Annotated in this window: 13 protein-coding genes and 1 tRNA gene; 2 read left to right on the forward strand and 12 right to left on the reverse strand. The window is 45.8% G+C overall.

The window, feature by feature from the left end; all coding sequences use genetic code 11:
• Window positions 1-247: 247 nt before the first annotated feature.
• The 12 genes from ilvD to ABD010_RS01770 all read right to left on the reverse strand — a co-directional run bounded on the left by ilvD (window position 248) and on the right by ABD010_RS01770 (window position 12,791).
• Entirely contained in the window at window positions 248-1,927 is a 1,680-nt protein-coding gene (gene ilvD / locus ABD010_RS01715; RefSeq protein ID WP_343809709.1) for a dihydroxy-acid dehydratase, read from the reverse strand.
• A 25-nt stretch (window positions 1,928-1,952) separates the two neighbouring features.
• The gene (locus tag ABD010_RS01720) at window positions 1,953-2,921 is read right to left on the reverse strand and encodes a bile acid:sodium symporter family protein (protein ID WP_343809711.1); all 969 of its coding nucleotides are present in this window, start codon (window positions 2,919-2,921) and stop codon (window positions 1,953-1,955) included.
• 167 nt (window positions 2,922-3,088) lie between these two features.
• A complete protein-coding gene (locus tag ABD010_RS01725; protein ID WP_343809713.1) occupies window positions 3,089-3,874 on the reverse strand; it encodes a carbon-nitrogen family hydrolase in 786 nt (261 codons plus the stop codon).
• 74 nt (window positions 3,875-3,948) lie between these two features.
• The gene (locus ABD010_RS01730; protein WP_343810161.1) at window positions 3,949-4,506 is read right to left on the reverse strand and encodes a helix-turn-helix domain-containing protein; all 558 of its coding nucleotides are present in this window, start codon (window positions 4,504-4,506) and stop codon (window positions 3,949-3,951) included.
• A gap of 41 nt (window positions 4,507-4,547) precedes the next feature.
• On the reverse strand, window positions 4,548-5,900 hold the full coding sequence (locus ABD010_RS01735; RefSeq protein WP_343809715.1) for a tripartite tricarboxylate transporter permease: 1,353 nt from the start codon (window positions 5,898-5,900) through the stop codon (window positions 4,548-4,550).
• A 2-nt stretch (window positions 5,901-5,902) separates the two neighbouring features.
• Window positions 5,903-6,142, reverse strand: coding sequence for a hypothetical protein (locus ABD010_RS01740; RefSeq protein WP_343809717.1), 240 nt, complete (start codon window positions 6,140-6,142; stop codon window positions 5,903-5,905).
• A 72-nt stretch (window positions 6,143-6,214) separates the two neighbouring features.
• Entirely contained in the window at window positions 6,215-7,120 is a 906-nt protein-coding gene (locus ABD010_RS01745) for a hydroxymethylglutaryl-CoA lyase (protein WP_343809719.1), read from the reverse strand.
• A 2-nt stretch (window positions 7,121-7,122) separates the two neighbouring features.
• Window positions 7,123-8,394, reverse strand: a complete 1,272-nt coding sequence (locus tag ABD010_RS01750; RefSeq protein WP_343809721.1) for a hydroxymethylglutaryl-CoA reductase, degradative — start codon at window positions 8,392-8,394, stop codon at window positions 7,123-7,125.
• Window positions 8,395-8,680: 286 nt separating this feature from the next.
• The gene (thrB, locus tag ABD010_RS01755; RefSeq protein WP_343809722.1) at window positions 8,681-9,574 is read right to left on the reverse strand and encodes a homoserine kinase; all 894 of its coding nucleotides are present in this window, start codon (window positions 9,572-9,574) and stop codon (window positions 8,681-8,683) included.
• Window positions 9,571-10,632: a threonine synthase gene (gene thrC, locus ABD010_RS01760; RefSeq protein WP_343809724.1), complete on the reverse strand. Its 1,062-nt coding sequence runs from the start codon at window positions 10,630-10,632 to the stop codon at window positions 9,571-9,573. Before thrC ends, thrB begins: the two co-directional genes overlap by 4 nt.
• Complete coding sequence (locus ABD010_RS01765; RefSeq protein WP_343809728.1) at window positions 10,629-11,933, reverse strand: homoserine dehydrogenase; 1,305 nt, start codon at window positions 11,931-11,933, stop codon at window positions 10,629-10,631. The genes thrC and ABD010_RS01765 overlap by 4 nt, the downstream gene beginning before the upstream one ends.
• 690 nt (window positions 11,934-12,623) lie before the next feature.
• Window positions 12,624-12,791 carry a hypothetical protein gene (locus ABD010_RS01770; protein WP_343809730.1) on the reverse strand — a complete coding sequence of 56 codons (168 nt, stop codon included), beginning with the start codon at window positions 12,789-12,791 and terminating at the stop codon, window positions 12,624-12,626.
• An 86-nt stretch (window positions 12,792-12,877) separates the two neighbouring features.
• On the opposite strand from ABD010_RS01770, the gene ABD010_RS01775 reads away from it, so the two are divergent.
• Window positions 12,878-12,950: transfer RNA gene (locus ABD010_RS01775), tRNA-Ala, on the forward strand.
• Window positions 12,951-13,093: 143 nt separating this feature from the next.
• Window positions 13,094-13,822 (forward strand): MerR family transcriptional regulator, encoded by a 729-nt coding sequence (locus ABD010_RS01780; protein WP_343809732.1) that lies wholly within the window; start codon window positions 13,094-13,096, stop codon window positions 13,820-13,822.
• The last annotated feature ends 78 nt before the right edge of the window (window positions 13,823-13,900 follow it).

The following is a 13,900-nucleotide window of genomic DNA, read 5'->3' on the forward strand; positions in this document are numbered from 1 at the left end:
GTCAACAGTTTTCAAAAAGTTTTTTGATACTTTTGATAAGTGGAAAATATTGAATGCGTTTACAATGTTGTTGTGTGAATAAATATATGAATATATTACATTTCTGTTACAAGAACGGCCGACTATTCGGTCTGCCACCTTTATTCAAACCTTTTGTACGGAATGTAAATTTCCAAAAGTGATGACGTTCATAAACCAAGGAAAAACAATTAAGCCCCGGCAAGATACCGGGGCTCATTCCATAAAACTATTTAAAATCGGTCACTGCGCCTTTTGACGAACAGGAAACCATATGTGCGTATTTTCCAAGTGCACCCTTTTTGTACAATGGCGGTGCTGTCCAGTTCGCTTTTCTGCGTTCCAGCTCTTCATCTGACACATCCATCGAGATCTCTTTTTTGTTCGAATCGATGGTGACCATATCCCCTTCCTGCAGAAATGCCACCGGTCCACCATCCTGCGCTTCTGGTGCCATGTGACCGACAACCAAACCATGCGTGCCCCCGGAGAACCGACCATCTGTCAGCAAAGCGACTTTTTCACCAAGCCCTTTTCCGACAAGCAGGCTAGAAATGGACAGCATTTCCGGCATTCCCGGTCCGCCTTTTGGACCGACATAACGGATAACCAGCACATCCCCCTCGTTAATTTTGTTTGCGCCAACTGCCTCCGCCGCTTCATTTTCCGTATTAAACACTCTTGCCGGGCCGGTATGGCGGCTTACTTTCACACCGGAAACCTTTGCGACTGCCCCATGCGGAGCCAAATTCCCTTTCAAAACAATCAGTGGACCATCCGCACGTTTCGGATCACTGAACGGCATAATAACTTTTTGTTCCTCATGGAGTGAGGGTGCCTCCGTAAGATTTTCGGCTACTGTTTTGCCCGTTACCGTCAAACAATCACCATGTAAATACCCTTCTTCATAAAGCAGCTTCATGACAGCCTGAACTCCACCGGCATTATGCAGATCCTGCATCACATATCGGCCGCTCGGTTTCATGTCTGCCAGATGCGGAACTTTCTCCTGCATCCGGTTAAAATCGTCAATCGTCAAGTCCACATCAGCTGCATGCGCAATTGCCAGCAGATGAAGAATAGCATTCGTGGATCCGCCAAGCGCCATCACGACGGTAATCGCATTTTCAAATGCCTTTTTCGTCATAATGTCTTTCGGATAAATACCGCGTTCCAGCAAATGATACACAGCCTCACCTGCTGCTTGGCAATCCGCTGCCTTTTCTTTTGATTCGGCCGGATTGGACGAGCTTCCCGGCAGACTCATCCCCATAGCTTCCATCGCGGAGGCCATCGTATTGGCAGTATACATTCCGCCGCACGCACCTGCGCCAGGGCATGCATGACATTCGATGCCTTTCAACTCCTGATCATCAATGTCGCCATTATTATGCTTGCCGACACCTTCGAATACCGATACAAGATCAATATCTTTCCCGCGGTAAGAACCCGGGGAGATCGTCCCGCCATAGACAAATATGGCCGGCACGTCACTGTTGGCGATGGCAATCATGCAGCCGGGAATATTTTTATCACACGCCCCAATTGCAACTAACCCATCCAGATTTTCCGCGCCGACAACCGCCTCGATCGAATCACCGATCATATCACGACTTGGCAATGAATAGCGCATTCCTTGTGTCCCCATCGAAATCCCATCAGAAACAGTGATTGTATTGAACATGAACGGTACGCTGCCAGCTTCTTTGGCACCTTTCTTTGAACTAGCCGCCAAATCATTCAGATGAATGTTGCACGGGGTAACCTCACTCCATGTACTGGCAACACCAATCATCGGCTTCTGAAAATCCTCATCTTTCACACCGACTGCGCGCAGCATTGCCCGGTTCGGCGCTCTCAGTGAACTCTCGCTGAACACACTGCTTTTTATGCGTAAATCTTTTGTCATCGTTGTCCACACCCTTCCGTTTTTATCAAACTATTTTTTTATTGTTGTCTTCAACCTTTTCGGAACTATCATCACTTCTTTTTCCCCACCAGGTAGCCAAAATCGGCCCGGAAATATTGTGCCAGACACTGAACAATGCACTTGGCACCGCGGTAATCGGGGCAAAGTGTGCCACGGCCAGCGTTGAACCGAGTCCGGAATTCTGCATGCCAACCTCAATCGACAATGCCTTTTGATTGGCAAAGTCAAATTTAAACAGCCTGGCAATTAAGTACCCAACTAACAGCCCAAGCACATTGTGCAGTATAACTACTGTGAAAATGAGCAGCCCGGTTGTTGCAATATTTTCTGTATTGAGTGCAACAACAGCCGATGCTACGGCAACAATCCCAATCACCGACACAAGCGGAAGTGCCTTAACACTTTTCTCCACCTGTTTCCGGAATAATAGACGGATCACAATACCAAGCACAATCGGCACCAAAACTATTTTTACAATCGACAGGAACATGTCCCCCGCAGATACAGGCAGCCACTGACTGGCAAATAATAGTGTTAATGCCGGCGTTAAAATCGGGGCCAATACGGTTGAAACGGCCGTAATGGAAACCGACATTGCAGTATTTCCTTTTGCCAAAAATGTCATGACATTTGAAGCCGTTCCCCCCGGACAGCAGCCGACCAGAATTACGCCGACAGCCACTTGGGGCGGGAGCTGGAATGCTGTTGCAAGTCCATACGCCAACAGTGGCATTACGGTATATTGCATAACTACCCCGGCAACTACTACTTTCGGTGCTTTCAATACACGTTTGAAATCATCCAGTGACAGTGTAAGCCCCATGCCAAACATAATCACGCCAAGCAATAATGCGATATATGGTGCAATCCAGGTAAACCCACCCGGGAAAAAGAAACTGAGTACCCCGAACAGAATCACCCAAAAAGCGAATGTGTTTCCCGCAAATGTGCTGACCTTCTCAAGTGTTTTCATGATATTGCCTCCCCCCGTAACTTATTAAACTACCAATATTCGAATAATTTAATATAAAATTTTACCACTATCATTTGCACTTGAAAAGCTATTTTTTCAAAAAAAATATACAGATGATCCGGATAAACCGACTGCACCTGCATGATTGACAAAGTTTATTAAATTTTTTAATAGTATTCCGGAACCCTGCTTGAAAAAACAGGCACTTCTTTCCTGACTTTTTTGGTAACATCGAGTGAAATTGTGGAATGGATTGTTTGCTCACTGACACCGTCGCCTTCTGCCTGAATCGTTCCCCAGGGATCAATCACCATCGAATTTCCGGCATATTGCACACCGTTATATTCACCGGTGCTGTTGCTCGACACAATGAACATCTGATTTTCGATTGCCCGTGCCTGCTGCAGTACCCGCCAGTGCTCTTTACGTGCTGCCGGCCACTCCGCCACAACATGAACAACCTGCGCCCCGTCAAGTGCCAGTTTTCGCATCAGCTCAGGAAAACGCAGATCATAACAGATGATTAGCCCCATTTTCACACCTTCCAGTTCAAAAACGTCCGCGTGATTTTCTCCGCCGGCAAGATATGTAGGCTCATCAAGCATCGGGACAAGATGAATTTTGTCATAACGATAGACAACCATGCCGCTCCGATCAATTGCGATGCCGGAATTATATATCTTATCGTCCTTCTTATTCGCAAACGAGCCGCCAATAATGTTCACACTATGTTTTTTTGCCAAATTGCACAAAAAGGTACTCGTCGGTTCCCCGTCAATATCGGCATATTGCGGCAGTTCCGGCAATGTATAACCAGTCGTCCACATTTCCGGCAGTACAACAATATCCGGATTTTCATCAGCAACGGTTTTCTCCAGCCATTCAGTGACCTTTTCCCTGTTCGCATCAGGTTTTCCCGGAATCACTTCCATTTGGCAAATACTGTATTTCATCCAAGTCCCCTCCTACACTAAATATTTTTCGACAAAATTCAGGCGCTGGCACCTGTCGAATGGCACGGCACAATTCAGTCTATAAACACGGTCAGCACTTTGGCCGGGTCATTATCAACCGGAATAAACAAATGCTGCTTTTCACCTCTGAAGTATGCACTGTCTCCTTTTTCCATAAAATGTCTGGTTCCGTTATAAAACAGGTAGATAGATCCTTCCAGTATAAAAATAAATTCATCCTGTGTATGGGTGTATGCCTCATGCCGCACATTCGTATCCTTTGGCGTAACATGAACGATAGTCGGCTCAATCCCAGTGAACTGCGAACGGTTTGCCAGCAGTTCATAGGAGTACCCCATATTTTCATCGCCGACTCTGGCCTCCCGCTCCTGTTTATGCAGCAGCACAAGGTCCTGCTCTTCCTGATTATCAAGAATCCAGGTAAGCGGGACATTCAACGAATCACTTATTTTCGAAAGCGTTGCAATGGCAGAAGAGGTTTGACCGTTTTCGATTTTTGACAATAAGCTTTTGGATATGGCACATTCATCTGCTACTTGCTGCTGCGTCTTTTTTTGCTTCAACCGTAATTGCTTAATTTTTTTCCCGATATAATCCAGCTTGATTGCAATCCTCTCCTATTCCGATCATTTGCGAACCTGCAGTACATTTTTCAGCTGAACAAACCAAGCATCCATGGTGCGGCATATAAAATCATAAACATCACACCATAGTTGACACCTTTTTTGTGCAGAAAGCCGGCAACGAGGGCTATGACAATTGTTCCGAAAATATTCAGTACACCGGCGTCCATGAACGCAAGCATAACAACTAGACCGGCAAACAGTCCAATTAGTGCTTCATGTGGAACGAACCGAAATACGAATGCACAAATCTGGCTTGCATATTTTATTGTAACAAAATACGTGATGACAAGCGCACATACTGCACCAATAATTGTTGCTGTCATGATTTCACCCATCGAGAGGATGTGATGAATATTATGTTCAGGTGTAAAAACAGGCGGTGCATTGAACAGACCCGCTGCAGGACCAATTGCCATCGGCGACAATGGCAGTCCAATCGCAATCAGCGGAATAAGTGTCCCGGAAATATACGACGCGTTCGTCAGGCCGTCCATCGTGGAAATTGCCCTGGACGCACGTTTAACAGGGTCCTTAATATGTCTGGAAAGGACCTCCCCGAGAAAAACGGTCATTCCGACAGGGGAAAGAAAAAACGTTACAGACCCGATAAAACTCCCCATCGCCGCTGAACCGGTTTCTCTGCCCGTCAAAATTTTAAACGGATTTGGAATCCCCTTTTCCTTCACTGCTTTTTTCAGGGTAATCTCTTTGTCGCCAAGTCCGGACATTTTTTGGCGCTTGTTTCTGCTCAACAGCTCAAACAAGGTAAAAGCAATCGGACCAATCGTAATTCCCAGAAAAAACGATACAAAGACAGTGGTATCTTCCGGAACAATATCCAAGCCCCAGTACAAATGACGCAATCCCTGAATCAGTAAAGCAAATGGAATAATAATTGCTAACGATAATATTCTGTTGCGCGTCATCAGTGCCAGAAACACTGCTCCCAGGAAGAAGATCAGTCCGGCAATTTTACTGATCTCTTCCGCATACGGGATAATCAGGCTGGCAATCAAAAAGCTGACCGGAATGGAAACAAAAGTTCCGATAACAGAGCCTGAAGCCATTTTTTTAATGCTTACTTCCGGCAGACCATGTTTTTTCAGTACCATTGCATGTTCGACCATCGGCGCAGCCATTACGCCTCCTGGTATTCCTGCGACTGCCACTGGAATCGAGTCGGTTAATTTTTTGGCAACAATCGCGGAAATAAAAAATGCCAATATAATATAGGGGGACACCTCCAGCAGTGCCAATGCAATGGTAACCGGTGCCAGCACAGCAGTTTCATCGGTTCCCGGCGCTATCCCGATAATTGTGTATAACACTGCACCGCCGATACTTGCCAACACCATCTGCAAAATCAGCATCATATCCATCGTTATTCCTTTTCCCCTTCCATTGCAGTGATCCTGCGTTTCGGTTTAATGATGATACTGCTGATGATAAACCCGGCCGCCCCACCGATGAGTCCATAGATAAGCGGCCGTGGCGGCTCATTCGGTGCCAGGAGATAGCCGCCAAGCGCAAACACAATGCACAACAGCATGGATATGCCGAGATCTCTAAGTTTGACATTGTCCCCCCAAATATCCACGTAATTTTTATTCTCTTCCCCCATTTGCAAAACCCCTTCTGCTGAACATACTGATTTGGAATTTGGCTGACCCTTTCCTGAATGTTTACGAGACGTTCATTTGGCGCTCGCAGCATATGCCAATGACTTACTTGGCAATTTTTTATCCAATTTGTCCTGGATGAAAAATGCCGCCTCTTCTATTTTTTTTTCATCAATACATGTTTCAATTCCAAGTCCATGCAATAAATATAACACATCATTTGTTGCCACATTGCCTGCCGCTCCCGGAGCATACGGACATCCGCCAAGCCCTCCAACGGCACTGTCAAACCGGGTGATGCCATAACGGAGCGATGTCATGATGTTCGCAATCGCCATTCCCCGTGTGTTATGAAAATGCATGATAATTTTATCTTCCGGAAAACGAGCCAGCACTGCCTCCAGCAGCGCCTCCACCTGTGAAGGAACGGCTGAACCGATTGTATCGCCCAATGAAAGGTTATCCGCACCATTTTCAAACAGCCTATCACATACGCGCAGAACCTGGTCCGGATTAACTTTCCCTTCATACGGACAGTCAAACACAGTGGACACATAACCGGTCACCTGTTTCCCGGCACTTTTCGCCCCTTGAATGACTTCGCCAAGCACCGGATATGTTTCATCAATCGACTTGTTAATATTCTTCCGGTTATGCGTCTCACTTGCCGACATAAATACTGAAGCACCATCAATTCCTGCTTCCAAAGCGTTTTCAAGTCCCTTCATGTTAGGAACAAGTGCGGAATAGGTTGTATCCGGATTCCGCTTTATCTGCATGCCAACATCACGGGCATCAGCCAACGCCGGAATCCATTTCGGATGAACAAACGACGAAAATTCAATTTCTCTTACTCCTGATTCCGACAACTTGTTAATCCAGGCAATCTTATCTTCCGTCGGTACCCAGACCTTTTCATTCTGCAGCCCGTCACGCGGACCAACTTCTTTCAACTGAACATATTTTGGCCATTGTAACATACTTATTCCTCCCTTTGGTTAAGTGACTGAATAATCCCTTTTATCTCATCAAAACCAAACTTCCCTTGTTCAGAAGCAATCCGGACAACCTCATCAAGCTGGCTGCCATCTGCACCTGCCGTCATTGCCATATTACGCGCATGCAGTTTCATGTGTCCCTTTTGAATCCCATCTCCGGCCAACGCTTTTAAGGCGGCAAAATTCTGCGCCAGACCGACAGATGCCATAATACCCGCCATTCGTTCCGCAGTTTTTGCCTGTAAAATTTTTGCTGCAAGTTTTGCGACCGGATGTGATTGTGTAGCACCGCCAACAAGACCGACCGCCAGCGGGATTTCAACCATTCCGGTTATCGAATCACCATCCCGCTCCCAGTGGGTCAGCGATTGATAATTTCCGGAAGCGGCTGCATAGGCATGTGCACCTGCTTCGATTGCCCGTGTATCATTTCCGGTCGCCAGCACAACTGCAGAAATACCGTTCATAATCCCCTTGTTATGCGTTGCTGCACGATACGGATCAGCAACCGCCAACTGATAGGCACTTAAAAATTTTTCCATTTTCGCTTCATCCCCATCAAATGGGCTTTGAAACGTCGCCCGGGCACGCACAATCCGTTTATCAGCCAGGTTGGATAAAATACGCAATACCACCTCACCACCAGTTATTTTTTCGACTAATGGAGTAGCCGCTTCTGCCATCGTATTCACCGCATTGGCACCCATTGCATCTTTCGTATCAATCAGCAGGTGGATGACAAGCATTTTTTCACCATTTGCCGGGACTACATGGATATCAAGATCTTTTGCTCCGCCGCCAAACGAGACAAGTGTCCGGTCCTGGGCATTGCAAAGCTCGATAATCGCCTCTTTGTTTTCATAAATCTTGGCCATTGCTGTATACGGATTTTCCAATCTGGTTACCTGCATCTGACCACGCATGATTGATCCAGAGTATGACGTCGTAAAACCACCCGTGTCATACGTAAACTTGGCTGCATGACTTGCGGCAGCAATCACTGACGGCTCCTCTGTCGCCATTGGAACAAAAGTATCGTCACCATCCACTTTAAAATTCACCGCAACCCCCAGTGGAACCGGTAAACAGCCAATCACATTTTCCACCATATGATCCGCCTGTTCAGTAGTGAATCCTTGCTTTCCGGTTAAGATGTCTTTCTCATTTTCAGTCAACTTGCCGCCGAGGTGTTCAGCAACTTTTTCCAACCGCTGTTCCGGTGATAATTTATAAAAACCTGATAAACGTGACGTCATACCAATCCCTCCCGCTGAATACGCTTACAAAACTTTATTCAACATTCAACATATATATTCTATTTTAGTTTCGTTACATTCAACATTGTTGAATAAAGTATATAATGAATTTTCATAATTTGTCAATGCTGAGGGGGCTTAATGAAATGAAATTCGGAATCATTGCATCCGGCACTTTCACCGTTCACCGTGTTCAGGCAGCAGACTAGGAGCTAATCCTCATGTACAAAATTTATAAATTCCTGAAGCGCAAAAAAAATAGCCTGGGCACCATCTTCAACCCAGACTATTTTTCAACCTGTAACCCTGCTTCATCAATTGTTAACACCGCGATCTCATAATCAGGAAGTATTCCCTTCATCATCCCGCGAAGCCGCTTTCCTTCACCAACCGGCACAAACGAGATCATCGATGGGCCCGCACCACTGATAACCGTTCCATATGCACCTTTCTTTTTAGCGTTACCGCGAATCAATTTATAATTCGGAATTACTTCTGCCCTGTATGGTTCATGAAACATATCCTGCTCCATCATTCTGCCGGCAAGCGGATAATCGCCTGATAACATCGCCGCAACCATTACATTGCTGATTGCGCTGGCGGACGAAGCAAGATCTCTGGAAAACGTATCAGGAACTAAACGGCGTGCCTGCGCTGTTTTCAATTCTGTTTCCGGAATAAAAATAACTAGCTCAAGTCCACGGGAACCGGTTTTCAAGTGTTCGATTTCCCCACCCGCTGTTACCGCACTGAAAACAATCCCACCGTACAATGCCGGTGCCACATTATCCGGATGACCCTCCATTTCTGTGCCATAGTACAATTTTTGCTCGCTGCTCAAATTCAATTCGCACAGCTGGTTTGCCAATTCTACCCCCGCCAGAACAGCTGACGCGCTGCTCCCCAATCCGCGCGCCAGCGGGATGTCACTTTCGATTGTCACTTTACAGCACCGGAGCTGTTTCCGGTAGCGCCCGGCAATCTTTTCTGCGGTCTGATAAATAAGATGCTCTGTATAATCTGTAACCACCGGCAAGAATGGTGATTCATGTTTAAATTCCCACTGCTCTTGTTCTTCCACATGCAGTGTTAAATAACGGCTCAATGCCATACCGGTGGAATCAAAACCCGGCCCCAAGTTCCCTGATGAGGCCGGAATGGACATGCTGAACTTTTTCATGACCGCACCTTCCCAAGCACATAATCGACCACAGCATCTTCATCGTTTGGCAGTGAAACCGGATCGACATGCACCTGGTCCATTGCGGTCTGTGGATCTTTCAAGCCGTTCCCTGTCAATACCGCTGCGACCGTACTTCCCTTTTCAATCGCTCCTGCCCGGCATTGTTTGATTAGTCCGGCGATAGATGCACATGATCCGGGCTCGGCAAATATTCCTTCTTTCCGTGTCAACAATTGGAACGCCCCTAAAATTTCTGCATCTGTTACTGCATCAATTTTTCCACCGGATTCATCGCGTGCAGCGACTGCTAGTTCCCAGCTGGCAGGGTTGCCGATGCGGATAGCGGTTGCCACTGTTTCCGGATCGTCAATCACCTGATTACCCACGATAGCCGCGGCACCTTCTGCCTCGAAACCGAACATCCGGGGAAGTCCCATTCCTTTAGCTTTGTTGTATTCTTTAAACCCTTTCCAGTAAGCACTGATGTTACCTGCATTGCCAACTGGGATTGCCAAAATATCCGGTGCTGATCCAAGGTAATCACACACTTCAAATGCCGCTGTTTTTTGTCCTTCCAACCGATATGGATTCACTGAATTCACCAGCGTAACCGGTGTCTGCTCCGTTATTTTCCGGACCATTCTCAGTGCATCGTCAAAGTTCCCTTCAATCTCAATAATCTCAGCGCCATACATTTTTGCCTGAGCCAGTTTTCCGAGCGCGATTTTTCCTTTAGGGATAATAATCAGCGCGTGCATTCCTGCTCTGGCAGCATATGCTGCGGCTGACGCAGACGTATTGCCGGTCGACGCACAGATGACCGATTTGCTTCCTTCCTCCGCTGCCTTGGCAACCGCGAGCACCATCCCCCGGTCTTTAAACGAACCGGTCGGGTTGGCTCCTTCCACTTTGCCATATAAGGTGATCCCCAATTCCTCAGACAAATTTTCAAAATAAATAAGCGGTGTATTTCCCTCATGAAGTGTCAATCCGGGAGTTGTTTCTGATACAGGTAAAAATTCTTGATAGTGATTAATGATGCCGCGCCAGTTCATCGTTCTACCCCTCCTTCAATTCGATAGGAACTTTTTACTTCTTCCACAACATCTGATTTTTGCAAATTGCTGAGTGCCTGCCCCATATTATCCTTTGTTGTTTCATGTGTTACGATGATGACTTCTGCCGTACCGTTATCCTTTTTCTTCGGCACCTGCAAAATCCGTTCAAAGCTTATATCAAGTTCATTAAAAATGGACGAAATAACCGTAAATGTGCCGGAGACATCCTTCACATGAAGCCTGACATAATAACTGCCGAAACGCTGATTGGATGCAAGAATTTTCTTTTCATAGCAGGGTTCCAAATAACTTTGCCCGGGCACTCCGGATGAAATGTTATTTACCACTGCAGCAACATCTGACATGACAGCCGCTGCGGTCGGCAGGCTTCCGGCACCAGGACCGTAAAACATCGTCTCTCCCACAGCCGCACTATTTACAAAAACCGCATTGTTCTCATTTTTCACTGCAGCGAGCGGGTGTTTTTCAGGTAAAAATGCCGGCTCCACACTCACCTCAACTTCATGATCGCGAACATGTGTGAACCCAATCAGTTTCATTGTCAGCCCAAGTTGTTTGCCGAATTTCAGATCATCGACTGGGAAATCCTTGATCCCCTTCACTTCCACATCTGAAAGCTCTACAGGCACCGAAAAGGCAAGTCTGGCGAGAATAGCCATTTTCCTGGCAGCATCGAGTCCCTCCACATCACCTGATGGATCCGCTTCAGCAAACCCAAGCTCTTTTGCTTCCTGAAGTGCATCTTCATAGGACAGACCCTCATCATCCATCCGTGTTAAAATATAGTTGGTTGTACCGTTGACTATCCCCATAATTTTATTGATTTCATCAGCCACAAGACCATCCTTCACTGCACGGATAATCGGAATCCCGCCGGCAACACTTGCTTCGTAAAATAAATCACAGTTATTTCGGGATGCAGCATCCTCGAGCTCATTCCCGTGCAATGCCATCAAATCCTTGTTGGCAGTGACGACGTGCTTTTTATTCTGAAATGCTCTGTTCAATAATTCCCGCGTCCGCTCAATGCCGCCCATCACTTCAATCACAATATCTATTTCCGGATCCTCCAATATATCTGCAGCATGGACCGTCATTAAATCCGGATCCACCTGAATATCCCGATTTTTATCCGGATCAACAACCAAAATTCGTTTGACTGAAATACTGCAGCCCAGCTGATGCTGCAATTTTTCCCGGTGGTTTTCAATCAACCGGAAAACTCCCATACCAACTGTTCCAAATCCCATTAAACCAACAGAAATTCCTTTTTCCATGTTTTTCACCCCATTTATAAAATATAAAAAGACCCTTCACGCCCCCATAATTCTGTCATTTCAGAATTATCGGGACGAAAAAGGTCCACTTTTCGCGGTTCCACCCGGTTTTATAACATTCTCACAAATGTTATCTCGTGTGACTGCATTCAAATTACAGTCAAGTTTTGATAACAGGTGCACATGCCTGCACCCGGTCGGATCTACTTGAGGAACCCCTTAGTTCGGGGGCCCCGTTCGGTCCGGCACTCAGAGATGGTGTTGGCGCAGCATATATTTTCGGGATTCCAGCCTCCCCGAATCTCTGTGAATATAACAACTGCCCCTCGTTCTCTTCATCGATTTTTGGAAAAACCCGTAAGAAAGGTTTATACTTATCTGCAAAAAATTATATTGCGAACTATCATATACTGTTTTCGGCACCAGGTCAACCGTTTTTTTAATATTTTTTATTGGAAGCGGTACCGATCGCAGTAATACCGGGAAATTTTTTAAAAACGAATGTTTGTGGTTGATGTTTTCTTGCTTACGGTTGATGTTTGGCCTGGGCGGTTGATGTTTCCTTGCTTGCGGTTGATGTTTGGCCTGGGCGGTTGATGTTTCCTTGCTTACGGTTGATATTTGGCCTGTGTGGTTGATGTTTCCTTGCTTACGGTTGATGTTTGGCCTGGGCGGTTGATGTTTCCTTGCTTACGGTTGATGTTTGGCCTGGGCGGTTGATGTTTCCTTGCTTGCGGTTGATGTTTGGCCTGTGTGGTTGATGTTTCCTTGCTTACGGTTGATGTTTGGCCTGTGTGGTTGATATTCCTGACTTTCGATAAGACCGTATTTTTTCTGAGAGATTGCTCTTTTCAGCAAGTGCTTTTTTTCCGTACAACGCTATTTTTTAAAAAAATTCCTTGAAAAATTATCTCAAAAAGCATATAATAAATATCGGACTCAACGGGGCATTAGCTCAGCTGGGAGAGCGCATCGCTGGCAGCGATGAGGTCATCGGTTCGAGCCCGATATGCTCCATAACACGTGCAATTCCTAATAATGGGAATTGCACTTTTTTGTGTTTTCTAAAAAAATCTGTAAAAACTCTTGACTCCTTACCCAACGTCAGGATGTATAGTAAAGTTACCGGTAAAAATACCCGCGGGAATGAGGAGATGATTATGAATTCAAAAACAGGTTGGAAAGTGGGAGAACTAGCAAACCAGACAGGGCTTACGGTTCGTACTCTGCATCACTATGACAAAATTCGTCTGTTAACTCCATCCCAGCGTTCAGGCGCTGGGCATCGAATCTATAATGAAGCGGATATTGCCAGGCTTCAACAAATTATGTCGCTCAAACAGCTTGGATTTCCTTTGGAGGATATCAAACAGATGATAGAAAGCCCGGATTTTGAGCCGACGAAGGTTGTTCAGTTGCAATTGGAACGCTTGAATGATCAAATTCGCATACAGGAGCAATTGCGCAGTCAGCTTACTATCATTTATGAATTGCTTAAAACCAAGCAGGATGTTTCCGTAAAACATTTAATTAACTTGATTGAGGTGATCAATATGGATAACTATTTTACGCAAGAACAACTGAACAAAATGAAAAGTCTGGGAGATCAATATGGCCCGGAAGAAAAAAGGAAACATGAACAAGAAATGTCCGATATCGTGTCCAACATTCGTGAGGAAATAAGAAAAGGCACTGCACCTGATAATCCAAAAGCCATTGAACTTGCCAGGCGCTGGAAAGAATTGACCGAGAAGTTTACCGGTGGAGATGAAAATATTGTTAAAGCTGCTGAGCAGTTTTATAAAGAGAATCCTGACACCCCGGTTGAAAATTATGGAGTCGACGAAGAAGTTTATCGATTCATCAAAAACGCCATGTCACATGCTTAAAAGCGAATTTTTTACTTTAATAATGGTCGCATGTATTGAATCAAGTAACCCCCAACAAAAAACCACCTTCTCTGCGGC

It is taken from the genome of Virgibacillus siamensis (assembly GCF_039522605.1).
Lineage (GTDB): Bacteria > Bacillota > Bacilli > Bacillales > Amphibacillaceae > Lentibacillus > Lentibacillus siamensis.

Excerpts from the sequence above, each read along its gene's own strand:
- ABD010_RS01750 (WP_343809721.1), bottom strand. The coding sequence starts at position 8,394 with ATGACGTCACGTTTATCAGGTTTTTATAAATTATCACCGGAACAGCGG.
- ABD010_RS01735 (WP_343809715.1), bottom strand. The coding sequence starts at position 5,900 with ATGGATATGATGCTGATTTTGCAGATGGTGTTGGCAAGTATCGGCGGT.
- ilvD (WP_343809709.1), bottom strand. The coding sequence starts at position 1,927 with ATGACAAAAGATTTACGCATAAAAAGCAGTGTGTTCAGCGAGAGTTCA.
- ABD010_RS01720 (WP_343809711.1), bottom strand. The coding sequence starts at position 2,921 with ATGAAAACACTTGAGAAGGTCAGCACATTTGCGGGAAACACATTCGCT.
- ABD010_RS01745 (WP_343809719.1), bottom strand. The coding sequence starts at position 7,120 with ATGTTACAATGGCCAAAATATGTTCAGTTGAAAGAAGTTGGTCCGCGT.
- ABD010_RS01780 (WP_343809732.1), top strand. The coding sequence starts at position 13,094 with ATGAATTCAAAAACAGGTTGGAAAGTGGGAGAACTAGCAAACCAGACA.
- ABD010_RS01740 (WP_343809717.1), bottom strand. The coding sequence starts at position 6,142 with ATGGGGGAAGAGAATAAAAATTACGTGGATATTTGGGGGGACAATGTC.
- thrC (WP_343809724.1), bottom strand. The coding sequence starts at position 10,632 with ATGAACTGGCGCGGCATCATTAATCACTATCAAGAATTTTTACCTGTA.
- ABD010_RS01765 (WP_343809728.1), bottom strand. The coding sequence starts at position 11,933 with ATGGAAAAAGGAATTTCTGTTGGTTTAATGGGATTTGGAACAGTTGGT.
- thrB (WP_343809722.1), bottom strand. The coding sequence starts at position 9,574 with ATGAAAAAGTTCAGCATGTCCATTCCGGCCTCATCAGGGAACTTGGGG.
- ABD010_RS01725 (WP_343809713.1), bottom strand. The coding sequence starts at position 3,874 with ATGAAATACAGTATTTGCCAAATGGAAGTGATTCCGGGAAAACCTGAT.